Origin of the sequence: Hymenobacter aerilatus, from assembly GCF_022921095.1 — a bacterium.
Lineage (GTDB): Bacteria > Bacteroidota > Bacteroidia > Cytophagales > Hymenobacteraceae > Hymenobacter > Hymenobacter aerilatus.
The window spans coordinates 4,543,848-4,569,490 of the sequence record NZ_CP095053.1; the positions used below are offsets into that span (position 1 = coordinate 4,543,848).

The following is a 25,643-nucleotide window of genomic DNA, read 5'->3' on the forward strand; positions in this document are numbered from 1 at the left end:
TAGAACAGGTTGTCATCCTGAGCTTGCGAAGGACCTTCTCACCCCAGAACGATGGAGGTTGAACGACAAACCAACCGCGGGTTTCGTTCCAGCGTGAGAAGGTCCTTCGCAAGCTCAGGACGACAAACTAAAAAGGTTACTTCTTACTAAACAGCGAGTTGACGTAGGTGTGCTTGTCGAACAGCTGCAAATCCGTCATCTTCTCGCCTACCCCGATATAGCGCACCGGCACGTTCAACTGGTCAGAAATGCCAATCACCACGCCGCCCTTGGCCGTGCCGTCGAGCTTGGTGATGGCCAGGGCCGATACCTCGGTGGCTTTGGTGAACTCCTTGGCTTGCAAAAAGGCATTTTGGCCGGTGCTGCCGTCGAGCACAAGCAGAACCTCGTGGGGCGCATCGGGAATCACCTTCTGCATCACACGCTTGATCTTACTCAGCTCGTTCATCAGGTTCACCTTATTGTGCAAGCGGCCCGCGGTGTCAATAATCACCACATCGGCCTGCATGTCCACGCCTTTCTTCACGGCGTCGTAGGCCACGGAGGCGGGGTCGGTGTTCATACCATGCGAAATTACCGGTACGCCTACCCGCTCGCCCCAAATAATGAGCTGATCGACGGCGGCAGCCCGGAACGTGTCAGCGGCGCCTAGTACCACCTTCTTGCCGGCGCTATGAAAACGGTGAGCCAACTTGCCAATAGTCGTGGTTTTGCCTACCCCGTTCACGCCCACCACCATAATCACATAGGGCTGGCCGGTGTTGTCAGGGCGGTCGAGCAGCGCAAGGGAACCAGACTTATTATTGATCAGCAACCCGGCAATCTCCTCGCGCAGAATGCGGTCCAGGTCGCCGGTACTCACGTACTTGTCGCGAGCCACGCGCTTTTCGATACGGTCAATCACCTTCACGGTGGTGTCGATACCCACATCGGCGTGCACCAGCAGCGTTTCCAAATCGTCGAGCACGGCTTCGTCCACGGTGCTTTTGCCCACCACGGCCTTGCTGAGCTGGTCGAAGAAGCTGGTTTTGGTCTTTTGCAACCCTTCGTCCAGCGCCTGCTGCTGCTCTTTGCTCTCTTTATCCTTTTTGAAAAAGTCGAAAAGTCCCATAGGGGGTCTTGGGGTCTTAGGGTCTTGGGGTATTGGAATGGGGTAGGGCTGACTGATACGCCGCGCTGCGGTCATGTGGTATGATGCCGCAAGCCCATCAGTAGAGAACCTAAGACCCCAAGACCCTAAGTCCCCAAGACCCTAACACGCAAAAAAGTCCCACGGTTGGCGGGACTTCTTCACGTTGGTTGGGTAGCCACGAATGGCGCCAAATTACTTGGTGCCCGAAGCCAGATACTCCTGCACTTTGTCAACCAGCACCATCTCTTCGCGGAAGGTATAGGCACCAGTTTTGGGGGATTTTACAGCGCGAATCACTTTCGCCCAGTCTTTACCGCCCGATACTTTCAGGGTTGCTACTACTTTCTTAGCCATTGCTCAGGTTATTTGATTTCCTTGTGAACGGTCATCTTCTTGAGCACGGGGTTGAACTTTTTCAGCTCGATGCGCTCGGGGGTATTCTTACGATTCTTCGTGGTAATGTAGCGCGAGGTGCCCGGCTGACCCGAGTTCTTGTGCTCGGTGCACTCCAGGATTACCTGCACCCGGTTTCCTTTTTTAGCCATCTCGACTGTTGTTTTTGGATTAAGGACTGCAAAGGTACTGCCTTTTCCGGAATTGTCAAACACTCAGACTATAAGAAATATAGCCTTTGTTTAATTCCGGGGTGGCCTACCCATCACAAGTCCCGCAGTCGGGCACCCGCAACGGGTACGTAGCAGCCGCTGATAAAGCTAGTAAACGATGAAGCCTTGCTCCTTGGCCTTCTTCAGCACCGACATGATGCCGTTCTTGTTGATCGTGCGGATGGTAGAAGCCGCTACTTTCAGCGTAACCCAAGCGTCTTGCTCCGGAATGTAGAAGCGCTTCTTTTGCAGGTTGGGGTAGAACTTACGCTTGGTCTTGTTGTTGGCGTGCGAAACGTTGTTACCCACACGGGTACGCTTGCCGGTCAGATCACAAACTCGGGCCATGATATTGAGGAACTTAGAGGTTTCTATGTCAGAAAAAGGGACGCAAAGATCGGTATTTATCCGAGAAAAGCAAACCGGAGCGCTGAAAAATAGATGGTTAGCTACCAGAAGTGCCCGTGGCGGGCAGCGTTTTCCCACGGCCATAGCCCCAGGGGCAGTGCCGGCAACAGCTTTTGCAGCAGGTGCCGCGCCGTCGGTGATACTGTTCTGTAAACACCATCAGGCCTTCGGGCGTAAAGTAGTAGTCGCCGGGCTGTAGGGGTAGGGGTGTAGTAGGCATCTGCCAGCAAAGATACGACGCCCACCGGCCCGGGGCTATAGCCACTTCTGTTTAGCGTATGCTTCTAAGTAGAGGTGTTGTAAGCCAGATAAAGACGTTTTTCATTGTACATGACCGCACCCATCCTATTTCGTTTTGCGCTGTTAAGTGGATTGTTGGGGGGAATTGCACCCGTGGCGTGGGCCCAGCAAAAGCCCACGAACCACGCGCCAGTATCGGCCCACGCACCTACCGACCAGCCGCTGGCCTTTGCCTCTGCTGATGCAGCCAAACGGCTGCGTGAGCTGGATACCCAGATTGCTAGCGCCGTGAAGCAAGCCCGCACTACGCTGCCCGGCGTGAAAAAGCGCTTTCAGGCGGGACTACCCGAGGAGCAGGTGCTGTTTCTGACCACTCGCCTGTACGACGCCAACGGCACCTTTGAGCAGGTATTCATCCGCGTGCGGGAGTGGTCGGGCACTGTGGTACACGGTATCATCGCCAACGAGCTGCTCACGGTGCAAAGTTTTGCGCAAGGCCAGCAGATTACCTTTCCCGAAAAAGCTGTGCTAGACTGGACCATCTCCCTACCCGACGGCAGCGAGGAGGGTAATTTTGTGGGGAAGCTATTAGATTCCCTACCCCGGTAGCCACGTAACCTAAAGCCATTGCGACCCGGATACCGTATGTTGATAACCACCTGATTTCTACCCATGACCACGACCTCCACCACCCGCAGCCAGGAGCTGATGCAGCTCGAAGACCAGTACGGTGCCCACAATTACCACCCATTGCCTGTAGTACTCACACGGGGCGAAGGGGCGCGGCTGTGGGACGTGGAGGGCAAGGAGTACTACGATTTCCTGTCGGCCTACTCGGCGGTGAACCAGGGGCACTGTCACCCCCGCATCATTGGCGCCCTCACGGCGCAGGCTAAGCGACTCACGCTCACGTCGCGGGCCTTTTTCAACGACCAGCTAGGCGAAGCCGAAAAACAACTGTGTGAGCTGTTTGGCTACGACAAAGCTCTGCTGATGAACTCCGGGGCTGAGGCCGTAGAAACTGCCCTAAAGCTGGCGCGCAAGTGGGGCTACCAGCAGAAAGGCATTGCCCCCAATGAGGCTGTTATCGTGGTGGCCGAGCACAACTTTCACGGTCGTACCACGGGCATCATCTCCTTTTCTACCGACCCCGACAGTACTGGCGGCTTTGGCCCCTACGTGCCCGGCTATCAAGTAGTACCCTACGACGACTTAGATGCGCTGGCCGAAGCGGTGGAAAACCGCCATGTGTGTGCATTTTTGGTAGAGCCTATTCAGGGCGAAGCAGGAGTAGTGGTGCCATCGGAGGGCTACCTGAAGAAGGCATACGAGCTGTGCCACAAGCACAACGTGCTATTTATTGCCGACGAGATTCAGACCGGACTGGGTCGCACGGGCAAGCTGCTAGCTACTCATTACGAAGATGTGCGTGCCGATGTGCTGGTGCTGGGCAAGGCTCTGAGTGGGGGCGTGCTTCCTGTATCGGCAGTGTTGGCCGACGACGCGGTGATGCTCACCATTCAGCCCGGTCAGCATGGCTCTACCTTTGGTGGCAACCCATTGGCATCGGTGGTATTGCGGGCGGCACTGGACGTGCTGCTCGACGAAAAGCTCACCGAAAAAGCCGCTCACTTAGGAGAGATTTTTCGGGAGCGAATGCGCCAAGTGCAACAGCAACGCCCCAAGGTAGTGACGGAAGTACGCGGTAAAGGTCTGCTCAATGCCGTGGTGATACGTCCCACTGCCGACGGCCGCACGGCCTGGGACGTGTGCGTAAGCCTGATGGAGCGCGGGGTGCTGGCCAAGCCCACGCATGGCGACATCATCCGATTTGCGCCGCCGCTGGTGATTTCGGAGAAGCAGCTACACGCAGCCTGCGACGTAATAGAAAAAGTGATTTTAGCGTTCTAAACAGGTTGTGCCCTCTTGGCTGCTACAGTCTGTGTATCTTTGGGTCGCCGCTGACGGTTTACTTACTTTATGATGAAGGCATATCTATGGGGTTGTGGGCTAGCACCGGCGCTTTTACTGGCCGGTTGCCAGAGCGAGCAGAAAATGCTGCTGCCGGAAACAACGGCCTACTCCTCACCATGCCCATCTACCACTGACTCTGCCTTTACCGTAGCCCCCGCCACCGCCGACGATAGCACCACACTACTGGCAACGGCCCTACCACTCGTAGGCACACGCAGCCGGCAAAAAATATCTGGCGCAGCGCAGTTTCTGGCTATTAACCGCACGCCGCGCGCCATGCGGCTGGCCCGGCCAGCTACGCAGGCAGAAGAAGTCATGCAGATTCGGCGGGCGCACCGGCAGCCATTTCGCTTGCGGCAGCCACAGGACGAAACCGAAGGCAACCCTTGGCTGATTGTGCTGGGTGTGGTACTGGTAGCTGCCGGCATTGTGGGTGGACTGCTAATCGGTGGTGGGCTAGGCATCCTGACTGGTATTGTGGTAGGCCTGTTCGGCTACTACTTTTTCATGCGTGGGTTGCTAGGGCCGCATGCGTGGTTAGAAACCATTCAGGAGCTGTTTCAACTGTAGCGTAACTTGGTTGTGGTGATGTAGCTGCGAACTTTACCGACGGTAGGCTGTTATTTGCCATTGTACCAACCTCGTTTTCGCATGTCTATCATCCCCACGCACCGTCCGCGCCGCAACCGCAAGTCGCAGGTAATTCGCGATTTGGTGCAGGAAACCAACCTTTCAGTACACGATTTCATCTATCCGCTCTTCGTGATTGACGGGCAGAACAAAGAAATAGAAGTGAAGTCGATGCCGGGTATTCATCGGTACTCGCCCGACCGGCTGATCGACGAAATTGGGCGCTGTGTGGAGCTGGGCATCAAGAGCTTTGCGCCATTTCCGGGTCTGGAAGATGCCGTGAAAGACCGATTGGCCCGCGAGTCGGCCAACCCCAACGGCCTATACCTGCGCACCGTGGCCGACATCAAGCGGCAGTTTCCGGAAGTAGTGCTGATGACCGACGTGGCGATGGACCCTTACTCCAGCGACGGCCACGATGGCGTGGTAGACGCCGAGTCGGGTGAGATTCTCAACGACGCTACCTTGGAAGTGCTCGGCCAGATGGCCCTGGCCCAGGCCCGCGCCGGCGCCGACGTGATTGCGCCTTCCGATATGATGGATGGCCGCGTAGCCTGGATTCGGGAGGTGCTGGATAAGAACGGATTTAGCAGCGTGAGCATCATGAGCTACACGGCCAAATATGCCTCGGCTTTCTACGGTCCTTTCCGCGATGCGCTGGACTCGGCGCCGAAAAAAGGCGACAAGAAAACGTACCAGATGAACCCCGCCAACCGCCGCGAGGCCCTGCGCGAGCTGGTGCTCGACGAGCAGGAAGGCGCCGACATGGTGATGGTAAAGCCCGCCCTTAGCTACCTCGACATCATCCGGGAAGTACGCAATAACACCACCCTACCCGTAACGGCTTATAACGTGTCGGGCGAGTACGCTATGGTGAAAGCTGCCGCTCAGCAAGGCTGGGTAGATGGCGAAAAAACCATGATGGAAGTGCTGCTGAGTATCAAGCGCGCCGGCGCCGACGCCATCCTAACCTACTTTGCTAAGGAAGCCGCTGAGGTATTGCGGCGTGGGTAAGATCCTCCATTTGTTTACTGCCAAATTCACTAAAAGCGCGCCTCGGGTGCGCTTTTTGCTTTTGTGCTAGTCTAGCCACGGCTATATCTTTAAGGGCTATTCTTTACTCTATTCTGTGCGATGTTCGAACGCTTACACTGCCCGTTGACTCTTTTGTATAGCCTTTCGCTACTGCTATTGACGGCCACGGCGGGCCTAGCACAGCAAAAAGGGAAAGTAGCCACTACACCAGTGCCTGCGCCCTATGCTGCAGTGGATAAACTAGCGCTGCTACTTCCGGATACGGCCGCCCGCTCGCCTCGTAGCATGGCCCGCTACATCAACTCCACCTTTTCGACAGACACTGATAAAGCCCGCGCCATCTACATCTGGCTAGCCCGCAATGTGCGCTACGATGTAGAAAAAGGACTAGCTATCAACTTCTACGCAAATACAGAGGAGCTGATCACGAAGACTTTAGCCACCCGCACCGGTATTTGTCAGGACTACGCTGAGGTGTTCACGACAGTAGCGCAGTTGGTTGGCTTGCCGGCCTATACTATCTCTGGCTACACCAAACAGGCCGGCTACGTCGACTATGTGCCGCACGCCTGGTGTACCGCTCGGCTCGACGGTACGTGGTACTTGTTCGATCCTACCTGGGGGGCGGGCTACGTACGTGCCGGGCAGTTTGTGCAACGCACCAATGAGGCGTACTTCAAAACCCAGCCTCAGCAGCTCATCAGCAACCACATGCCCTTCGACCCGCTGTGGCAGCTATTGCCGTATCCCATTACCAATCCGCAGTTCTGCATGGGCAAGGCCAGCAACCCCAACCTTAAGACGGCGTTTAGCTTTGTTGATTCTATTCAGCTTTATCAGCAGCAGGATACTCTGACGCGCTTACGGCACGCAAGTCGTCGAATTCAGGCAAATGGCATTAAGGACCCGGTTGTGTACAATATGCTGACCTACAACCAGCAGATAATCAACAACTATGTGGTAGACAATGGAAACCGCGCTATTTATTTTTACAATGAAGGAGTGCGAGGCTTCAACGCATTTATTGAGTACCGCAATGCGCAGTTTCTACCCAAGAAGACCGACGAGGAAATTAGAGCTATTCTGCTAAGTCCCTCGCAGAATATTCAGCAGGCGCAGCGGTTGTTAGCGCCGGTAATGGCGCATAGCAGCAATACTCAAAATCAGTCGTTGCTGTTGCTGCAACAGCAATTGCAGCGGGACATACGGGATGTTGCCGATAAGATACTGGAGCAGCAGGCTTTTGTAGACAAATATTGCGCGACCAGCAAGCTGCTGCGCCGCTCGTTGTTCTACAGTGGCTACACAGTATTTGGTATTCCAGTTAAATAGCTATGCTGCATCTCCGCCTCGCTACCCCCAATGACATTCCGGCCATCCTCACGCTCATTCGTCGGGTGGTGCCGCTGATGAATGCGGCCGGTAATTTTCAGTGGGAAGATTCCTACCCCAACGAAGCAGTATTTCGGCAGGACATTGCCCGGCAGCACCTGTGGCTGGTAGAGCTGGATGGGCAGCTGGCTGGTATTGCCGCACTTACCCATAACGACCAAGATGCCGAGTATGCCCAGGCCGACTGGGACGTGACAGAACCTGCCCTCGTAACGCACCGTGTGGCCGTAGACCCGGCCGCGCAGGGTAGAGGCGTGGCCGTAGCGCTCCTGCAAAAAGCCGAGGAACTGGCCCGGCAGCAAGGCCTGCGGGTACTACGTGTAGACACCAACTCCGAAAACCAGGCTACTCAGCGCCTCTTCCCCAAACTGGGCTACCGCTTCGCCGGCGAAATCACACTGGCTTTCCGGCCGGGGCTGCGGTTTTTCTGCTATGAGAAGTGGGTAGGGTAACTAGTTGGTGAACAGATTGTCATTTCTCGGCAAGCTCGGAATGACGTTCTGATAAATCAAATTACTCCGGCAGGGCAAACTGCTGCAATGCGGCCAATTCCTTCTGAACGGTCTTTGCCCACTGCGCTTGCTTGGCAGCGATGGTGCTGTTGGCCGTTTGGAGGCGGTATTGCTGACGGCGCTTGGCTGCGGCCGCTATCATCTGGGCGGCCGGGTCAGTTTTGGCGGAGGTGGGGGTAGGGGCATCCGTGGGCGTGGCGGGCATCAGCTGGCGCAGCTTGCGGGCGTAGATTTCGGTGATGTCGAACAGAGTTTGCTGGAAGCGAAGCTGCTGGGCCACGTTGTGCGCCGGGTTGATGCTAGACTTGGAGCGCACCATGCGATTGCGCACGATGGTGCGCTTTTGCTTGGTATAGAGGTTAGTACGGGTTTCAGTAGTCAACTGAAACTCTGCTTTGCCGATGGTTTCTTTCTTCAGCTTTACTCCAAAATCCTGAGCCGTAAGGCGGTGCTTGGCACTCCAAGGAACGAAGTCGGTAGTGGTTTGGGCGAAGGTAGTGAGGCTTAATAGGGAGAGTAGGAGGGTATACAGTAACTTCATGAATGAGGGTAAAAGCCATTTGTCATCCTGCGCTTGCGAAGGACCTCTTGCCAGTTGAACGGCCATCGTACCAATGACTCGTTCTGTGGTGAGAAGGTCCTTCGCAAGCGCAGGATGACAAATGGTTCGGATGACAACTGGATTCAACTAACCCACAAGTATAGGCACCCTTACTCAATAAACGGCCACCGCCGTTGCTGCCGGCTCCAGAGTAGAAAGGCTACTACCCCAGCCGCAATAACCAGTAGCCCCGACACCATAAATTGCAGACCGGTGCTCCAAAAAATCAGCAGCCAGATACTGATGGCTAGCACTACGGGCGCAGGGTAGAGCGGCATTTTGAAGGGTAGGCCTTCGGTGCCGCGCCGACGCCGGAGTAGTACCAACCCCACGGCCTGCCCCACAAACTGCACTAAGATGCGCATGGCCAGAATGGCCGAAATCACCTCGCTCAGTCGAAACAACAGGCTGAACACAAACCCTACCCCGCCTAAGATCAGTAACGACACGTGGGGGAACTGCTTGGTGGGATGCGTTTTGGCGAAGATGGGTAGGAACTCGCCATCGGCGGCGGCGGCGTACGGAATGCGCGAGTAGCCGAGCAGCACAGCAAACAGCGAGGCAAACGCCACCCACAGCACTAGTCCGGTGGCGGCTTTGGCAGCCGTGGCCCCGTAGAGCCGTTCTACAAACGTGCTCACAATAAACTCTGACTTAGCCGCTTCCTGCCATGGCACCACCGTGCCCACACTCCAGTTCAGTAACAGGTACAGCGCTGCAATACCCAGGATGCTCAGGAAAATGCTACGCGGAATCAGCTTAGCGGGCTCGCGCACTTCGGCGCCCAGGTGGCACACGTTATAGTAGCCAAGGTAGGAGTAGATGGTTTTAATAGCCGACTGCCCCATAGCCACCGAAAGCAGTACGCCGGGTAGGGCCGAAGCGCCGCCCACCGGCAGCCACGCAACCGGGTGCGTGGCGTGCGTAAGTCCCCCGAAAATCAACCAGCCCATAAGGCCCAGCACGCCCAGCCAGAGCATTACGCCCAGTCGGCCAATTTCCTCAATACGGCGGTAGAGCAAGGCGATGAGTAGCAAGACCACCACGCCCGATACCATCTTGGGCTGCCACCATTCGGTGAGCGGCACTAGGTAGCCGAAGTACTGCGCAAAGCCGATGGCGCCCGATGCTAACACCAACGGGGCCTGCACCAGGGTCTGCCACACATATAGAAACGACATCAGCCTACCCCATTTCTGCTCACCGTAAGCCAGCTTTAGGAAGCGGTAGGAGCCGCCCGCTGCGGGGTAGGCTGCGCCCAATTCGCTCCACACTAAGCCGTCGACTACGGCTAGGGCCGCGCCTACCAGCCACGCCAGCAAGAAGTACGGTCCCATCAAGCCCATCACTAGTGGCAACGTTACGAAGGGCCCGATGCCCACCATGTCTATCATGTTGAGGGCAGTGGCTTGCAGCAGCCCCAGGTTGCGGCGCAGCGCGGGGGTAGGAGAGGCAGAGTCGAGGTGAGCCATAGGCAGCGGAGAGGAAGGCGTGACGAGGGTAGAAAGTCGCGCCGCGCCGAAATGTTTGTTAGCTGAGCCGTAGCGGGTTTCTCGGGGGCATGTATAGCAGCTGTCGTGTGCCTGTTAGCGCCGTGCAATATTCAAAACCCACAACGGCCAGCCGGTTTGGCAGGCCTTGCGTCATGCAGTAGTGCTACCCCAAAATCAAGCATATTTACGCTGAAACCAACTCCCATGCGGCGCGCACATAGGCCGAGCAGTCTTAACCTTGACTCGGAGCCCGCCGTAGAGGGGAGTTATACCCTCCTTTTATGGCCGGAAAATCTTCCTCCAAACTAGTTATTTACGGGGCCATCGGGGCCAATGTCGCTATTGCTATTGCTAAGTTTATAGCTACTTACTTCACGGGTAGCTCGGCTATGTTGTCAGAAGGAATTCACTCGCTGGTCGACAGTGGCAATGGCCTTTTATTACTTTACGGCCTGCACCAAAGTACCAAGCCCGCCTCTATAGAATTTCCGTTTGGGCGCAGCAAAGAGCTGTATTTCTGGTCGTTGATTGTAGCTGTGCTGGTGTTTTCGGTAGGTGGCGGCATGTCGATATACGAAGGCATTGCCCACATCAAAGAGCCGGCCCCCATCACCGACCCTACCTGGAACTACGTGGTGCTGGCGTTGGGCATTCTGTTTGAGGGCGCGTCTTTCCTGATTGCCCTGCGCGAGTTCAACAAGAGCCGGGGCACCATTGGGCTGTTCGCCTCGCTGCGCCGCAGCAAAGACCCCTCGGTGTTTGCCATCTTGATGGAGGACTTTGCCGCCCTCATCGGTCTGGTCATCGCTTTGCTGGGCGTATACTTCGGGCACGCACTCAACAACCCCTACCTCGACGGAGCAGCCTCCATCGGCATCGGGCTGCTGCTGGTATGCGTAGCCATCTTCCTGATTCGTGAAACCAAGGGCCTGTTGATTGGCGAAGGCGTAGACCGCGACACGCTCAACGATCTGCAACACATTGCTCACCAACACGATGCCGTGGATAAGGTGCGGCCGCCACTCACCTCTTACCTCGGTCCCGAAGACGTTATCCTGGCCTTGGACGTACAGTTCCGCCGCGACCTGACCGCCATAGAAGTGGAGCAGGCTATTGACGACTTACAAGATGATATCCGGGAGAAATATCCCGAGTTCAAGCGCATTTTCATCGAAGCCAAGTCCCTCGGACAAAAGCACCGTGCCACCGAAATCAGCGGCTCGCCGCAATGAGTGATAAAGTATTGATTTAGAAAGGTGTCTGTCATCCTGAGCTTGCGAAGGACCTTCTCACGCTGGAAAGAAGGACGTGAGGACGAGTCGTTCCAGCGTGAGAAGGTCCTTCGCAAGCTCAGGATGACAGACGCTTTTTTAACTCACTAGCTCATTCACTCCCAAACCCCTACCCTATGCCACACCACGACCACACCGCTGCCTCTCCTTTCCGTTCATTTTGGATGGCCGGCTATGAGTGTACTGATCAGCTGAACGCCTTCGGCAACCGCGTCGATTTCCTACCCCTCACGGGTCACTTGCAGTTGATAGAGCAGGATTACCAGGATATTCAGCGCGAGTTCAAGATCCAGACGGTGCGCGAAGGCATCCGCTGGAGCCAGATTGAAACCACGCCCTACCACTATGACTGGAGCACCGTGCAAGCGATGCTGGAAGTGGGCCAGCGCCTGGGTGTGCAGCAAATCTGGGACCTGTGCCACTTTGGCTACCCCGACGACCTCACGCCCCTGCACCCCATGTTTGCGCGGCGCTTCTCGGCGTTATGCCGGGCCTTTGTGAACTTCTACCGCCAGCAGCGCCCCGAGGGCGAGCTGATTGTAACGCCCATTAACGAGGTGAGCTTTATGTCGTGGCTAGGGGGCGATGTACGCGGCACCTCGCCTTACTGCGTAGGCCAGGGTTGGGAAGTGAAACGCGGATTGATGCGCGCCTATATTGAAGGTGTAGCCGCTCTGCGTGAAGCCGACCCCAGCATTCGGATTCTGACCACTGAGCCGCTCATCAACGTGGTGCCCCGCCTGGGAGCGGGTAGGGCCGAGCGCCAACGCTGCGCAGAGTTTACCAACAACCAGTTTCAATCGGTGGATATGCTGGCCGGGCGACTCTGCCCCGAACTGGGCGGCCGCGAGGAGTACCTCGACATGCTGGGCTTCAACTTCTACTACGACAACCAGTGGCAGCTAGAGCCCCACGAAACCATTGGTTGGGCCGATACGCCAGCTAACCCCCGCTGGACGCCCCTGCACAAGCTGCTGCAAATGGCCCACCGCCGCTACGACCGCCCCGTGGTGCTCACCGAAACCAGCCACCCCGGCGTAGACCGGCCCAAGTGGTGGCAGTACATAGGGCAGGAGTGCGCCAAAGCCCTGCAAACGGGTGTGCCGCTGTGGGGCGTGTGCTGCTACCCCATCATCGACCGGCCCGACTGGGACTTCCTCGACAACTGGCACCGCTCGGGCCTGTGGGATGCCGAGTTGCGCCCCGATGGCCCGCCATTGCGTATCTTAGATCAGCCCTCGGCCGAGGCACTGCGGCAGGCGCAGGCCACCGTGGCGGCGGCCCGACCCCGGCGGCAGCCCAAGCCGGAGCTTTCTTTTTCTTAATCTCTGAATTTGCTACTCGCAGTGCCTCACTCGATTACTCCCGTTCCGCTTTCTACCCCGCCAGCCCGCACGCCCCATGCCGAGGTGCACTTCAGCCCACAGGATGATTGCGCAGGCGCCATTCAGCGTTTTATCGGGCGATCCACCGAAACGCTAGACGTGTGCGTGTTCACCATTGCCGACGACCGGCTGACGGCCGCCCTGCTGGAGGCCCACCAGCGCGGCGTACACGTACGCATCCTCACCGACAACGAAAAACTCGACGACCTGGGCTCCGATATTCGCCAGCTACATAAGGCGGGCATCAACGTGCACATCGACCGCACCGAGAACCACATGCACCACAAGTTTGCCGTGGCCGACAACCAGTCGGTACTCACGGGCAGCTACAACTGGACGCGCTCGGCTGCCTACTACAACCAGGAAAACCTCCTCATTACCGACGACCCCGCCATCATACGCCCCTACGCCCGCGAGTTCGAGCGCCTCTGGAGCAGCATGGCACGGTTTGATGGGTAGGGAAGGTGAAATGGTGATATGAGAAGTGCTGCGTAAAAATACGTCTGTCATCCTGAGCGGAGCGAAGGACCTTTTCACGGCAGAACGATTAACGTACCAACGACTCGTTCTAGCGCGATAAGGTCCTTCGCTCCGCTCAGGATGACAGACGTATTTTTACGCAGCACTTCATCGCTCACTACCCACTACTCCACCGCCATGCCCGATGCCTACCTTACTACACCCCTAGGCTTACTGAGCTTGCGTGGTTCTGATGCAGGCCTAGCCGCTGTCACGTTTCTGGACGAGCCGCACGGTTTAGTGCCTACCCCAGTGGCAGAGGTACCCGAATGCCTACGGGAAGCGCACCGCCAGCTAACAGCCTACTTTGTTGGCGAGTTGCGGGAATTCAACCTGACCTATCACTTCGAGAAAGGTACTGACTTTCAGCGGAAAGTGTGGGCGGCACTATTAGGGGTTGGGTACGGCCGTACGGCTTCCTACCTCGATTTGGCTCGGCAACTGGGCAACCCCGGCGCGGTGCGAGCGGTAGGCGCAGCCAATGGGCAAAATCCGCTGGGAGTTGTGCTGCCCTGCCACCGCATTATTGGGGCCAGCGGCCAGCTAACGGGCTACGCCGGCGGAATGCACCGCAAAAAATGGCTGCTGCAACACGAGCGGCCCACCGGCCAAGGCGAGTTGTTTTGAGCTGTTTTTAGCCGGTCGCCACGGCTTTCTGCCGTACCTTGCGGCATACCCGCATTGCTTTTATGTCAACTGCCCTTCTCCAAACGCCCGAAAGCACCCACCGTGTCTACCTCCAGGATTGCGACATGCTGGGCCATCTCAACAACGCCCGTTACCTCGATTATTTCCTGAATGCCCGCGAGGACCACACCACCCAGCACTACGCCCTCAACCTGGGTCAGCTGGCCCAACAGCAAAACGCTGGCTGGGTGATTACCAAGCACCACATCAGCTACCTGCGGCCGGCGCGCCACGGCGAGGTAGTGCGCATCCGCACCCAACTCATCCACTTCGACAACTCCAACTTGGTGGTAGAAATGCAGATGCTGCACGAAGACGGCCTACGCCTGAAAGCTGTGTTGTGGTCGGAGCTGGCCTTTGTGAAGGTAGACAGCGGCGTGCGCACCGACCATTCTGACTCCCTGATGGACATGCTGGAGCAGCTAGACGTAGAAGATGTGAACTACGACCCCGATGGCTTTGATGAACGCGTGCGTCGGTTGCGCAAGGAGCTAAAGCAACTGCGCCGCGAGGGCGAGGAGTGAGGCGCGCAGCATAGCGTTTTGGGAGTACTAGGGCAAAATTTTATGCTTAACCCCTTGGTACAGGTTGCGTTGAATAGGTAGCTAGCGCAGCTTACAGTCGTGCTATCCCATTCTAATACACCACCCAAAACGCACCACACACCATGAGTATTTTTGGCAGCGATAAATTGAAAGGTAAGAAAGTAGCAATTCTGGCTACCGATGGTTTCGAGGAAGTAGAACTAACCGAACCGAAGAAATATCTAGAAGACGAAGGCGCCCAAGTAGACGTCATCTCCCTGAAAAGCGGCTCCATTAAAGGTTGGGACAAGACCGACTGGGGCAAGAAGGTAGATGTAGATAAAGTAATCGACGACGCAAAAGTGGCCGATTATGACGCTCTAGTATTGCCCGGCGGCCAGATCAACCCCGATAAACTGCGCGTAGAGCAAAGCGTAGTAGACTTTGTAGGCGAGTTTGTCCGCTCCGGCAAGACCGTAGCTGCTATCTGCCACGGTCCCTGGACGCTGATTGAAACCGGCCTCGTACGCGGCAAGCACATGACCAGCTACCCCAGCATCAAAACCGACCTGAAAAACGCCGGTGCCCATTGGTCCGACGAAACGGTGGTAGTCGATGGCAACCTCATCACCAGCCGCAACCCCGACGACATTCCGAACTTCAACAAGAAGATCAAAGAAGCATTGGTAGGTGAAACGGTAGAAGCCTAATCTCCTAACTTCTAATAAGTACAAAGGCCCCAGCTGCTCAGCAGCTGGGGCCTTTTTGTGTGCGGTTAACTCACCAGTTGCAGCAGTTGCTCCGCAAAACGGTGGTAGATCAGATAAAACCCGCTATCAAACAGCAGCAAGAAACCGCCTTGCAGCCACAACGACCGGCCGAAGCCTAGCAGCCGAACCGGTTTTGAGTCGGTGGCGGCGCGGGCTTGTAGCCAACTACCAATGCAGAGGTAGGCCACATCGAGGCCCAGGTTAAGCACCAGCAGCTTCTCGAAGTTGAACTGCGCTGTAAGACTCTCGGCCAGCGTAAGGTCAGCCACACCATATGGAGTGGCACGCAGCAGCCCTACCACCGCCAGCAACAGGTTCACCACGTTCCAGCCCACGTTCATCAGGTGGAAGTGATGAAGGACGGTGCGCGCATCGGTGCGGGCCACAAAGTAACCGCTCACCAGCAAGTTCAGTAATGCCCAACCGCCGAGCACGCCCATGGCCCGCTCGGCCAATAGCTCGCGGGCTTGGTTGATAGCGGGTAGGGCGGCCGTAGCTAGAAGTAGGGTAGAAGCCATACAAAAAGGGATTACTACCTCAACAAAAAAGGAAGACGCCCGGCGTCTTCCTTTTTTGTTGAGGTAGGGGCTGCAACTAGTTAGCTATACCCAAACCTACATATACCTGGAAGGCCTGGTTACGCACTTCGCCGCTTGGCACATTCACCTGCCCAGCGGCCCCAGTAGTAGCATAACCATCCTTGCGGATTTTGGCTAGGCCCAAATCGTAGCGACCACCTACGCGTGCAGGACCAACGCGAAACTCTACGCCACCTACTACGCCATAGTCAAGGGAGTGGTAGCCATAGTCGCTGACGCTCTGGTCGACACCAGCATTTTTTACATTGGTGAGCAGGGCAACCTGCGGCCCCACGTGTATGCTCACGTTATCGAGAAAATTATACGTGAGCAGTACGGGCAGCTTCAGGTAGTCGAGGCGATTGACGCGCTGTTCTGTAGAGCTACCTTGGGTTTGGTTGTAGCGGTAGCCCTGGCGCGAGTACAGCAACTCGGGCTGGATGGCTACTTTGCTATTGAGGCCGAACTGCGCGTATACCCCGGCATGAAAGGTATTCAGGTTCTCACGGCCGGGAATACCGCCTTTATCATCGCCGTGCACATTGGTAAGGTTGAAGCCACCTTTCACCCCAAAACCGTTATTGCGCGAGTCGGAGCTGGAACGGGCGTAGTCAGTAGAGGACATGGCGCCGCCAGGCCGTACCTGCGCCTGGGCTAGCGAGAAAGAAGCTGCGAAAACAGCCAGAAGAAGCGTAAGTTTTTTCATAATCAGCAGAAAATCTGTGAGGCTAAAGGGTGGGAAACAGACCACTAACCGGGCGTCGCCACGGCAACATCTGTAAGCGGCTATACTTCGCCGTGGGCAGAAAGTTGCGTAGGCGCGGTGGTTGTTTATGAAAAATAGTAGTAGAAAAGCTTGTTGCTACGGCGCGTCGTCGTATATTAGCTGCTTATACCGGCCGCCGCCATCGGGCTTGCGGGGCGTTAGCTCAGTTGGTTCAGAGCGCTACCTTGACAGGGTAGAGGTCACTGGTTCGAGCCCAGTACGCCTCACGTAAGTCCGCAACACATCGTGAGTGAGGCCGATTGAGAATCCGCCGACGGTTTCGCCAACGATGCAGTACCTGAGTCACCCAAAAAGCCCGACCTACCGGCCGGGCTTCTTTGTTGATCGGCCGCTCACGTCTACCCTATGCTGCCTGTTGCCTGGGCGCCCTGCTATGCCCACCCGCTACCCCAAAACCATCGGTTTCCCATGCTCAAGTACGAGCTGCTGCCCGCGCAGCTGCTACGTGAGGGCATCATCACCGAGGCCGACTTATTTGCGCCCGCACCAGCGGCCGCCGCAGATATCCTGCGCGTGCACACAGCCGACTACTACTACCGCCTTACCACAGGCCAGCTGACGCGGCAGGAAGAAAGGGCCACCGGTTTTCCATGGAGTTCACAGCTGATAATGCGGGAAGTAACTATCCTAGAAGGCACATTGGAAGCCGCCCGCCGGGCGTTGCAAACGGGGGTAGCCCTCAACATTGCCGGTGGTACCCACCACGCTTTTGCCGATAGGGGCGAGGGCTTCTGCCTGCTCAATGACCAGGCAGCCGGTGCCGCCTACCTGCTGGCGCAGCCGGAGCTAGGCATACAGAAAGTGCTGATTGTGGACCTAGACGTGCATCAGGGCAACGGTACGGCGCGCATCTTCGAGCAAGAACCGCGCGTGTTCACGTTCTCTATGCACGGTGCCCGCAACTATCCTGGTCGCAAAGAGCACTCCGACCTGGACCTACCCTTGCCCGACGGCACCACCGACACGGAGTACCTCCGGCTGCTAGCCGCTACCCTACCCCGCCTGCTCGACGAGGTGCAGCCCGACTTCGTATTCTACCAGGCGGGCGTTGATGTGCTGGCCACCGATAAGCTGGGCTACCTCAGCCTCACCCGCGAAGGCTGTCGCCAGCGCGACCAGCTAGTGCTGCGCCTCTGCCACCAGCACCGCCTACCCGTGGTGGTGTGCATGGGCGGCGGCTACTCCCCCCGCCTAGCCGATATTCTCGATGCCCACGTTAATACCTTCCGCACCGCCGCGGAGATATGGTGAAGTTGTGAGCTTGTGAAGTGAAGTGCTGAGTAAAAATACGTGTGTCATCCTGAGCGCAGCGAAGGACCTTATCACGCGTGAACGACCATCGTATTGGCGACTCATTCCAATGTGAGAAGGTCCTTCGCGCCGCTCAGGATGACACACGTTTTTCGTTTACCATTTCACTATACAGCACCACTTGCCAGCGGAAGGCCCAGCACCAGCGGAGAGAGTAATGCTGAATGCCGGCTGCTGCCAGCAGGCGTTGCCAGTCTTGGCGAGTGAAGGCGCGGGCGACGGATAACGGCGCATCGTGCTGTACGAGGTAGGAGCCACCCAGCAGGCGCGTAAGCCAGCGGATACTATGGTAGGCGATAGGGTGGCGATGCAAATCGTTGATAACCACAGCTACGCGGGCCTGATGATGCCACTGACGCAATAGCGGCACCAGCTCCGCATCGGTGAAATGGTGGCAGAACAGGCTGCATGTAAGTACATCAAATGGTTGCCGATGAAATGCTTCCGAAAAGATATCCTGCTGCTGAAAGCTGATTTCGGGGTAGGCATGGGCCTTATCGGCAGCGTACTGCAACATAAAGGCATTGGCATCGATGCCCGTCAGCGCAACGGGTAGGGCTTGCCGCCGTGCCCAGCGGGCAATGTGCCGGAGCGTGTCGCCGCCGCCGCTGCCGAGGTCGGCCAGGCGGAGCAGCTGGTTGATCGGCCAGTGCGGACGCAAGGCTGCTAGCGCCATCAGCACCGGGCGGTAGCCACCCAACCACGTATTAATGGTTTCCAACTCATCTAGGTTCTGCCGCAACGCATCGGAAGCCAGCGTCAAATCATCCATCAGCTCCGCCTGCGTAGACCGTCGGCTTAAATCGGGCATGGGGTGGATAATGAGATGATTAGTGATGAATAATAAATATGGATGTCATCCTGAGCAGCGCGAAGGACCTTCTCACGTGTGCGTCACTATCAAACGATTTCGTTCACGCGTGAGGAGGTCCTTCGCGCTGCTCAGGATGACACACGGTTTTTTCACCACTTCACCTCCATCAACAGCGCTTCTAGCGTAAGCCCTGGGCCGAAGGCGAAACTGAGGGCTGGAGCGCCATCCTGATCCGGCGTGAGGGTACGCAGTAGCTCGGCCAGCACAAACAGTACCGTCGCCGACGACATATTACCGTAGTCGCGCAGTACTTGGTAGGCAAAGCGGTTGTCGTGGTGCGTGAGGCCCAGGGCTTGCTCGATGGCTTCCAGAATACGCCGTCCGCCTGGATGAATCGCAAACAGCTTGATGTCGCTGAGCCGGACTGGCAGGCGAGCCAGTAGCCCATCGGCCAAGTGCTGGATGCCTTGCTTGATTAGGCCCGGCACGTAGGAGGAGAGCGTCATCTCAAAGCCGAAGTCGTTGATGTGCCATGCCATATCAGCACGGCCATCGGGCACTAAGTCGCAGTGAAAAGCTTGCAGCGCGAGGCTAGGGCCGTGGGAAGCCGGCTGGGCCTGCACCAGGGCTGCCGCCGCGCCATCGCCAAACAACGCATTGGATATCAAATCGTCATCGTCGCGGCGCTTCTGAAAGTGTAGGGTGCATAGTTCGGCGCATACGACTAGTACACGGGCCTGCGAATCGGCCCGGCAAAAGGCGTCGGCCAGCTTTAAGCCATTGAATGCAGCGTAGCACCCCATAAAGTTGACGCACGTGCGCTGTACGTGCGGGCTCAGCCCGAGGGCCTCTACCAGCTCAATATCCAGCCCCGGTGCATACATTCCGGTGCAGCTCACCGTTACCAGATGCGTGATGCTGTGGGGTAGGGCCGCATCCTGCATCTGCGCCAGGCAGGACTGTACCGCTGCTACCGCCAGCGGCAACGCATGGGCACGGTACTGCTCCATGCGCGGCCCTACCCTCGGAAAAGGCTCTAGCTGAGGAGTATTAGGGAAAAAAGTGAAGTTGCCGTTTTCTTCAGCATAATCCGGCAGTACGGAGTAGCGCTGTCCAATGCCAGAAGCCCGGTACAACGCCCGCAGACGGCGGGTTTCGGCTTCGTCAAACGACAAAGCATCGGCCATGAAACGGGCAATCTGAGATTGAGGAACGCGATGGGGAGGATTGGCCGTGCCAATAGCACACAGGTAGCTGGTCATTGAGGGTAGTATACGCAATTTGTAGCGGTTGCGACGGACCAACAGAGAAGAAGAATAGGTCAAAAAGGCTGGCCGTGCGTGCGGGCTACCAAGGCCTGCACTGCGCCGGGCCAGTGGCGCAGCCCGCCCACTACCCAGTTGCTGAGGTGGGGCTGCCCAAACAGCCGCTGTACCAGCCGCCCTACCCGCAGGCGGGCACCAAACTGCTGCTGCCAGCTGCGGGCATAAGCTGTTTCCAGCGCTACCCTACTGCTATGGCCCTGCAAAAACTGGTGCGCGTGCTTAGCCGCTAGGCAGGCACCGTGCAGCGCCATGGCCATGCCGTTGCCGCACAAGGGTGTAATCAGACCGGCAGCATCGCCGCACAGAAGGACATGGTCTTCCACGCAGGATTTTGGCGCAAAGGAAATTTCGTTGATGACCTCGGGCTGTGGGTAGAGTTGCTCGGCATTGGTCAGGATAGCGCGCAGGTGCGGGTTGCGCATAAGTACCTGTGCTTCCAGCTCGGGAATAGTGCCGTAGGTTTTCAGGTTGTGGCGGGTAGTGAGGTAGCAGAAGCACAGCTTGTCTTCCTCAATGGCTGAAAAGCCTGCGTAACCATCGGCAAAGTTGTGCAAGGAAATCAGGTCGCGGGTGTGGCCGGGGAGGCGCAGGTGGTACTTCACGCCCAGGTAGGGCGAGCGTTGCTGAAAGAAGGGCCGTTGCAGCTGCCGGTCCAGGTTGGCGCGCTTACCGTAGGTGCCCAGCACCAGCCGGGCGGTCAGCGTCCGGCCATCGGCCAGTGTCACATGGTGCTGGTCAGTGGCGGCATCATAGGCCACGGCGGTTACGGTAGCGCCTTGCTCTACCACCACGCCGCGTGCCTGGGCCAACTCGGCCAGGTAGTGGTCGAGGCGGTACCGACTCACGCCAAAGCCACCCAGCCGGAGCGGAGCCGAAAGGAGGGTCCCGTTTGGCGCACTCACTTGCAGCCGGCTAATAGCAGCAGGACCTAACGGCTCGGGTGGTGCTCCTAAACGGTGGAGATACGGCACTACTTCCTTAGAAACGTACTCCCCGCATACCTTATGAAATGGATAGGTCTTGCGCTCCACTAGTAGCACCGTGTAGCCACGCTGCCGTAGGTCGAGGGCCGCCGCCAGCCCCGCTAATCCGCCGCCGATTATGAGAACATCCAAATTTTTTCGTAGGCTAACGTGTTGGAAAGGAAGCGTTAATTGGGATTATTCTCGTAGATAAATTATATTTTTGCAATATTGCCAAAATTGTCTTCCTACCTTTGTAAACCTAATATAGTATCAGCCGTTAAGAACCGCAGACTGGCTGATAGTATGTCCATTCTATTTCGCATCTATGATGAAACGGTTACGTTATTTTCTTTTCATCTCGTTAACGGCTAGCGCCAGCTTTATCGGCAGTGCGTTGCCCACTTGCGCGGCGGCTCAAGTAGCTAGTCCGCGCGCAGGTTTCGCCAAACCTATTCCGGCAGATGAAAAATCAGTGCTGGTGTATCCTAACCCCAGCACCGGCATCGTGCACCTCACCATCAATGGGTTTGAGAACCGACGCGTAGAGTTGCGGGTGCTGAATGTGATTGGCTCGGTAGTCTACCGTGAATTACTTACAGAGCTAAGCGACCGAACCACCAAAACACTAGACCTAAGCAAGATATCCAGCGGCCTTTACTACATCAAGCTAGAGGGCGACAACGTAAGCGAGATGCGCAAGCTGGTGATTCGTTAGTGCTGAACTATATAAAGTATAAGAAAGAAACGGGGGCTTCCTAAGCAGGAAGCCCCCGTTTCTTTCTCAGAGTCTGAAAGATTACTAACGGGCCGGTACAGTTTCCGGCTGCATCATTTCTTTCAGATTATTCACGGTGCTAAGGGCGAGTACGGCAGTTGCGACAATCAAACCCAGGAAGATTAACCAAGACATAAAAAAGGGAGTTTAAAGGAAAAGAAACCAAATACCACTAGCATTTGGGTGGTGCTGTAAGGTAAACAGCTTTCTGTTACTTCAACCCCGAAAAACGCATTTGAGTTGTAGTATAATTATGTGCTTTTCGAAAGATGGAGGTTTTTTCTGACCTATTCAGCCCCAAATTCCTGCTCTAACTGCGCAATAACTTGTTCCGTTACCTGTCGTACCTCTTGCACCTGATGGGTGGCAGTAGCCACATCAGGTGGCGTTTGCTGGCAAGTTTCCAGTTGGCGAATAGTGGCGTGCAGCGGCCGGATATGCATGCCATCGAGCGAGCTTTTGAGGTGATGCGCCGTGGAACCCAGCGACTTCCAATTGCCGGCCTCTAAGTGCTCTTCCATCTCGCGCACGCACGGCGGGGTAGTACGAATAAACAGATGCACTAGGCGCTTCACAAAGCCCTCGTTGCCGTGCGCCAGTCGGCGGATACCGCTCAGGTCGTAAAGCGGGGCGTTGTCTGGAACGGGCTCTGGCGCAGCTACCGTTGGCACGGGCTGCTTCTGCAACACAGCCGAGACGGTCCGGAACAGATCCTCCTCGCGGAATGGCTTCGAGAGGTAGGCGTCGAGGCCGGCCGTGCGGTAGCGCTCTGCTTCGTCGCGCAGGGCGTGAGCCGTGAGGGCCACCACTGGGGTAGCCGCTCGCTTCGGATCGGGGTGACGCCGGAGCTGACGGGTAGCCTCCACACCATCCATGCCTGGCATCTGAATGTCCATCAATACCACATCGTAGGAGTGCTGCCAGAACAAGGTCAGTGCTTCGGAGCCCGAAGAAGCGGTATCCACGTGCATGCCCCAGGTACTCAGCAACGTTTCCACCAAAAACTGATTGACAGCGTTGTCTTCGGCCAGTAGCACGCGGCGCTTGCCGAGCGTGTGGTAGCGTGGGGTCGGTTCGGCAGACGTGGTAGGGGTAGCCTCCTCGGCGGGCCGGAAAGGCAGCGTAAATACAAAAGAACTGCCTTCGCCTACCGTGCTTTCGGCGGAGAGTGTGCCACCTAGCAGCTCTACCAGGCCGCGCGAAATGCTGAGGCCAAGGCCCGAGCCGCCATACTCGCGGGCTGTCGACGACGATGCCTGAGTGAAGGGCTCAAACATATGTTCCAGTTGCTCGGCCGGGATACCGATGCCCGTATCGAGCACCGAAAACTGAAAGCGCGGTGACTCGTGGGTGGCGCTCAGGCGGCGGCAAGCCAGTAGTACCCGGCCGTGCTCCGTAAACTTTACAGCGTTGCTGAGCAGGTTGAGCAATACCTGGCGCAAGCGGTAAGGGTCGCCCGTAACGAGGGTAGGGGTGGTAGCAGGAGGTAGCTCCAGCTCCAGCGACACGCCTTTCTCGGCGGCGCGGGGCTGTACCACCTGCTGGCTGGCATACAGCACGTCGCGCAGGTCAAACGAAACCGACTCCAATTGCAGTTTGCCCGCGTCGAGTTGAGCCATGGCTAGAATATCATTGATAACCACCAACAGCGCCTCGGCCGAGTGCCGGATATGGCCCAGGTACTGATTCTGTTGTTCATCAAGCGGTGTTTTGGCCAACAGATTGGCAATGCCCAGAATCCCGTTCATGGGCGTGCGGATCTCGTGGCTCATGTTGGCCAAGAACTCCTGCTTAGTACGTGCCGTGGCCTCGGCAGCCTCTTTTGCCTCGCGCAATTCTTGCTGCGCGCGCTTCACCTCTGTGATGTCGGTGCTTACTCCCAGCACTTGCAGTATGCCATCGGCCAGCATAAAGGGCTGTTTGATGACATGCAGCCACCGGACAGAGCCGTCAGGATTAGTGAAGGTGTCTTCGTAATCTACAGTTTGCTCCGTGCGCAACACCCGCAAATCATATTCGTGGTCCCGTTGCAGGTCGCTTGGGTCGGCGCGCAGCTGTTTGTAGGGCGTCCGAATAATCTCGGTGGTACTCGAGCCGTAGAGCTGCGCTGTGGCCTGGTTGGCCAGCGTGTAGTTGCCGGCTTCGTTTTTCAGGTAGATGAGCGGCGTGATGGTATCGATAACCTGCCGGAACAAGCGGTTTTGCTCAGCCAGCCGGTAGTTGGCTAGGCGGCGCTGCTCATCCGCAATTTTCCACTGCGTAATATCCTCGGCTGTGCCCAGCATCAGGCGCAGTAAGCCGTTCTCGTTGCGCTCAAATGGTGTGTGGCTGCACCGAAACCACCGGGTAGAGCCATCGCGGTGCAGAAAAGCCAACTCTACAGTGTATACGTCACCATCTGCCGCATGCTGAATTTCCGTATTGTGTTGCTCTAGCTTAGCCAGCTCGCTGGGTACAATTATCTTCTCTGCGGCGGTGGTGCCAAAGGCAATGAGTTCGTCTGGTGTGTAGCCCAGCGCCGTAATAGAATAGTGGTTGACGTAGATAAACGAATTCTGCCGCGCATCAAACGTGTAGATCAGATTGGGCGCCAGGCTGGTGATGCGGTCTGTGAGCAGGCGACTGTGGCGCAGTTCTTCCTGAATCTGCCGAGTAGCTGTAACGTCTTGCGCGCTGCCAATAAGCTGGCTGGGCTCACCGTTGGGCTGCCGGGTAAAAGCTGCCAGTTGCAACCGCAGCCAGCGCCACTCACCATCGCGGCGGCGTATTTGATATTCAAATACCAGCGCCTGCTGCTGCGGAAACCGGCCTTCTTTGGGCCAGCGACTGATAACTTCCTCTATTGTTTCGGGCGTCATCAGTTGGTGAATGACGGCTGGTCCCATTGCCTTTAGGTCTGTTTCCGTATAGCCCAGCAGCAATTCCGATTGCCGGTTGGAGTACGTGAGGTTGTTCTGCGTGAGGTCAAACAGAAACACCATGCTGGGCACCGTATCGTTGATGCGCGATACAAACAGCTGGCTATGCAGTAGCTCTGCTTCAGCCCGTCGCCGGTCGGTGATATCGGTTAGGTAGATAATAGCCGACTGTTCCTCGGGAAACGGCACTATCTGCCAATGGTAAAAGTGCCCCCCCAAGCGTCGCTCGGTGGTACGAGTCTGGTTTTGTTGTAGAGCTTGCGCTATTTCGTGGCGAACAAAGTCGCGGGTTTCTGCTTCCAGGGGCTTTTCCAGCACTTGCAGCAGCGGCTCGGCGGCCGGGTTGGCGTACTGCGCCCTACCCACGTGGTCGAACCGGATAAACGGATTGGGGCTGTGCTCTGAGAGCAGGGAGTACTGCCGGATCTTTTCTTGTGCCTGCTCGCGCTCTGTCACATCTTCCAGGCTCCACAGGTGCAGTACCGTTTTGCCGTCTTGTAGCACGGGTAGGTATTCTTGCTGCAAGATCCGGCCGTTGCGGAGCCGCAGCAGCTGTCCGCTGATACGGCTCTGCTCGGCAATAGCCCGCTCAATGGTGTCCGATACCAGAACGGGTTTCTGAAAGCAGCGGGCTAACACGTGGCGCATGCGGTCGTGCGAGTAACCTACATACGTTTCGGGTGGCTCCGTCAGCCCTACCATGTCGCAGAAGCGCTGGTTCACCAAGGCAACCTGACGGGCCTGGTTTTCGGCCAGAATGGCCGTGCTCATCGTTTGCAGCAGGGTGCTCATCTGCCTTGCCGCCGCCAAGCCTTGCTGCGCAAGCTGCGCACGTAGCTCCCGCAGCTCGGTGGTGGTAGCCATCTGAGCCCGTGTCATCTGCCGCAAACGCCGCTGCAGGTGGCGATACGCGATAGAACTCATTGATATAGTATACGGTGGATAGAAACAAGTAGAACAGCGAGAGGGGT

27 protein-coding genes and 1 tRNA gene are annotated in these 25,643 nt (G+C 56.9%); 15 read left to right on the forward strand and 13 right to left on the reverse strand.

Annotation, left to right across the window (positions count from 1 at the left end; genetic code table 11):
• Positions 1-136 precede the first annotated feature (136 nt).
• The 5 genes from ftsY to MUN82_RS19025 form a co-directional block, all read right to left on the reverse strand.
• Positions 137-1,111: a signal recognition particle-docking protein FtsY gene (gene ftsY / locus MUN82_RS19005; RefSeq protein ID WP_245092944.1), complete on the reverse strand. Its 975-nt coding sequence runs from the start codon at positions 1,109-1,111 to the stop codon at positions 137-139.
• A gap of 213 nt (positions 1,112-1,324) precedes the next feature.
• Complete coding sequence (locus MUN82_RS19010) at positions 1,325-1,486, reverse strand: DUF4295 domain-containing protein (protein ID WP_185281705.1); 162 nt, start codon at positions 1,484-1,486, stop codon at positions 1,325-1,327.
• An 8-nt stretch (positions 1,487-1,494) separates the two neighbouring features.
• On the reverse strand, positions 1,495-1,677 hold the full coding sequence (rpmG, locus tag MUN82_RS19015; RefSeq protein WP_045689232.1) for a 50S ribosomal protein L33: 183 nt from the start codon (positions 1,675-1,677) through the stop codon (positions 1,495-1,497).
• A 168-nt stretch (positions 1,678-1,845) separates the two neighbouring features.
• Positions 1,846-2,085, reverse strand: coding sequence for a 50S ribosomal protein L28 (rpmB, locus tag MUN82_RS19020; RefSeq protein ID WP_110976335.1), 240 nt, complete (start codon positions 2,083-2,085; stop codon positions 1,846-1,848).
• A gap of 97 nt (positions 2,086-2,182) precedes the next feature.
• A complete protein-coding gene (locus MUN82_RS19025; protein ID WP_245092945.1) occupies positions 2,183-2,365 on the reverse strand; it encodes a C1orf53 family protein in 183 nt (60 codons plus the stop codon).
• A 110-nt stretch (positions 2,366-2,475) separates the two neighbouring features.
• Between MUN82_RS19025 and MUN82_RS19030 the strand changes: the two genes are divergently transcribed.
• From MUN82_RS19030 to MUN82_RS19055, 6 genes are all read left to right on the forward strand, one after another.
• A complete protein-coding gene (locus MUN82_RS19030; RefSeq protein WP_245092946.1) occupies positions 2,476-2,994 on the forward strand; it encodes a DUF2314 domain-containing protein in 519 nt (172 codons plus the stop codon).
• 63 nt (positions 2,995-3,057) lie between these two features.
• Positions 3,058-4,296: an ornithine--oxo-acid transaminase gene (rocD, locus tag MUN82_RS19035; protein WP_245092947.1), complete on the forward strand. Its 1,239-nt coding sequence runs from the start codon at positions 3,058-3,060 to the stop codon at positions 4,294-4,296.
• A gap of 69 nt (positions 4,297-4,365) precedes the next feature.
• The gene (locus MUN82_RS19040) at positions 4,366-4,929 is read left to right on the forward strand and encodes a hypothetical protein (RefSeq protein ID WP_245092948.1); all 564 of its coding nucleotides are present in this window, start codon (positions 4,366-4,368) and stop codon (positions 4,927-4,929) included.
• A gap of 81 nt (positions 4,930-5,010) precedes the next feature.
• Positions 5,011-6,003 carry a porphobilinogen synthase gene (gene hemB, locus MUN82_RS19045; RefSeq protein WP_245092949.1) on the forward strand — a complete coding sequence of 331 codons (993 nt, stop codon included), beginning with the start codon at positions 5,011-5,013 and terminating at the stop codon, positions 6,001-6,003.
• Positions 6,004-6,156: 153 nt separating this feature from the next.
• Positions 6,157-7,356, forward strand: coding sequence for a transglutaminase domain-containing protein (locus MUN82_RS19050; protein WP_245092950.1), 1,200 nt, complete (start codon positions 6,157-6,159; stop codon positions 7,354-7,356).
• 2 nt (positions 7,357-7,358) lie between these two features.
• Positions 7,359-7,868 carry a GNAT family N-acetyltransferase gene (locus MUN82_RS19055; protein ID WP_245092952.1) on the forward strand — a complete coding sequence of 170 codons (510 nt, stop codon included), beginning with the start codon at positions 7,359-7,361 and terminating at the stop codon, positions 7,866-7,868.
• A gap of 61 nt (positions 7,869-7,929) precedes the next feature.
• Here MUN82_RS19055 and MUN82_RS19060 read toward each other — a convergent pair whose 3' ends face one another.
• Positions 7,930-8,469 carry a hypothetical protein gene (locus tag MUN82_RS19060; RefSeq protein WP_245092954.1) on the reverse strand — a complete coding sequence of 180 codons (540 nt, stop codon included), beginning with the start codon at positions 8,467-8,469 and terminating at the stop codon, positions 7,930-7,932.
• A 170-nt stretch (positions 8,470-8,639) separates the two neighbouring features.
• Complete coding sequence (locus tag MUN82_RS19065) at positions 8,640-10,001, reverse strand: APC family permease (RefSeq protein ID WP_245092956.1); 1,362 nt, start codon at positions 9,999-10,001, stop codon at positions 8,640-8,642.
• Positions 10,002-10,303: 302 nt separating this feature from the next.
• Between MUN82_RS19065 and MUN82_RS19070 the strand changes: the two genes are divergently transcribed.
• The 6 genes from MUN82_RS19070 to MUN82_RS19095 all read left to right on the forward strand — a co-directional run bounded on the left by MUN82_RS19070 (position 10,304) and on the right by MUN82_RS19095 (position 15,139).
• Positions 10,304-11,254: a cation diffusion facilitator family transporter gene (locus MUN82_RS19070; protein WP_245092958.1), complete on the forward strand. Its 951-nt coding sequence runs from the start codon at positions 10,304-10,306 to the stop codon at positions 11,252-11,254.
• A gap of 176 nt (positions 11,255-11,430) precedes the next feature.
• Positions 11,431-12,639 carry a glycoside hydrolase family protein gene (locus MUN82_RS19075; RefSeq protein WP_245092960.1) on the forward strand — a complete coding sequence of 403 codons (1,209 nt, stop codon included), beginning with the start codon at positions 11,431-11,433 and terminating at the stop codon, positions 12,637-12,639.
• A gap of 21 nt (positions 12,640-12,660) precedes the next feature.
• Positions 12,661-13,158 carry a phospholipase D-like domain-containing protein gene (locus tag MUN82_RS19080; RefSeq protein WP_245092962.1) on the forward strand — a complete coding sequence of 166 codons (498 nt, stop codon included), beginning with the start codon at positions 12,661-12,663 and terminating at the stop codon, positions 13,156-13,158.
• Positions 13,159-13,299: 141 nt separating this feature from the next.
• Entirely contained in the window at positions 13,300-13,845 is a 546-nt protein-coding gene (locus tag MUN82_RS19085) for a methylated-DNA--[protein]-cysteine S-methyltransferase (RefSeq protein ID WP_245092964.1), read from the forward strand.
• A gap of 62 nt (positions 13,846-13,907) precedes the next feature.
• Entirely contained in the window at positions 13,908-14,429 is a 522-nt protein-coding gene (locus MUN82_RS19090; protein WP_245092966.1) for an acyl-CoA thioesterase, read from the forward strand.
• Between the two features lie 143 nt (positions 14,430-14,572).
• Positions 14,573-15,139, forward strand: coding sequence for a type 1 glutamine amidotransferase domain-containing protein (locus MUN82_RS19095; protein ID WP_245092967.1), 567 nt, complete (start codon positions 14,573-14,575; stop codon positions 15,137-15,139).
• Positions 15,140-15,204: 65 nt separating this feature from the next.
• Here the strand turns inward: MUN82_RS19095 and MUN82_RS19100 are convergent, their stop codons facing one another.
• Positions 15,205-15,717 (reverse strand): DUF6992 family protein, encoded by a 513-nt coding sequence (locus MUN82_RS19100; protein ID WP_245092969.1) that lies wholly within the window; start codon positions 15,715-15,717, stop codon positions 15,205-15,207.
• A 76-nt stretch (positions 15,718-15,793) separates the two neighbouring features.
• The gene (locus MUN82_RS19105) at positions 15,794-16,483 is read right to left on the reverse strand and encodes a porin family protein (protein ID WP_245092971.1); all 690 of its coding nucleotides are present in this window, start codon (positions 16,481-16,483) and stop codon (positions 15,794-15,796) included.
• 212 nt (positions 16,484-16,695) lie between these two features.
• Between MUN82_RS19105 and MUN82_RS19110 the strand changes: the two genes are divergently transcribed.
• A tRNA-Val gene (locus MUN82_RS19110) sits at positions 16,696-16,770 on the forward strand.
• Positions 16,771-16,909: 139 nt separating this feature from the next.
• Positions 16,910-17,815: a histone deacetylase family protein gene (locus MUN82_RS19115; protein ID WP_245092973.1), complete on the forward strand. Its 906-nt coding sequence runs from the start codon at positions 16,910-16,912 to the stop codon at positions 17,813-17,815.
• A 133-nt stretch (positions 17,816-17,948) separates the two neighbouring features.
• Here MUN82_RS19115 and MUN82_RS19120 read toward each other — a convergent pair whose 3' ends face one another.
• The 3 genes from MUN82_RS19120 to MUN82_RS19130 form a co-directional block, all read right to left on the reverse strand.
• Complete coding sequence (locus MUN82_RS19120; protein WP_245092975.1) at positions 17,949-18,686, reverse strand: methyltransferase domain-containing protein; 738 nt, start codon at positions 18,684-18,686, stop codon at positions 17,949-17,951.
• 152 nt (positions 18,687-18,838) lie between these two features.
• Entirely contained in the window at positions 18,839-19,951 is a 1,113-nt protein-coding gene (locus MUN82_RS19125; protein WP_245092977.1) for a type III polyketide synthase, read from the reverse strand.
• 59 nt (positions 19,952-20,010) lie between these two features.
• The gene (locus MUN82_RS19130) at positions 20,011-21,129 is read right to left on the reverse strand and encodes an NAD(P)/FAD-dependent oxidoreductase (RefSeq protein ID WP_245092979.1); all 1,119 of its coding nucleotides are present in this window, start codon (positions 21,127-21,129) and stop codon (positions 20,011-20,013) included.
• A gap of 175 nt (positions 21,130-21,304) precedes the next feature.
• On the opposite strand from MUN82_RS19130, the gene MUN82_RS19135 reads away from it, so the two are divergent.
• A complete protein-coding gene (locus tag MUN82_RS19135) occupies positions 21,305-21,694 on the forward strand; it encodes a T9SS type A sorting domain-containing protein (protein ID WP_245092981.1) in 390 nt (129 codons plus the stop codon).
• 347 nt (positions 21,695-22,041) lie between these two features.
• On the opposite strand, the gene MUN82_RS19140 is transcribed toward MUN82_RS19135, so the two are convergent.
• Positions 22,042-25,596, reverse strand: coding sequence for a PAS domain-containing hybrid sensor histidine kinase/response regulator (locus MUN82_RS19140; protein ID WP_245092983.1), 3,555 nt, complete (start codon positions 25,594-25,596; stop codon positions 22,042-22,044).
• Positions 25,597-25,643: the final 47 nt, after the last annotated feature.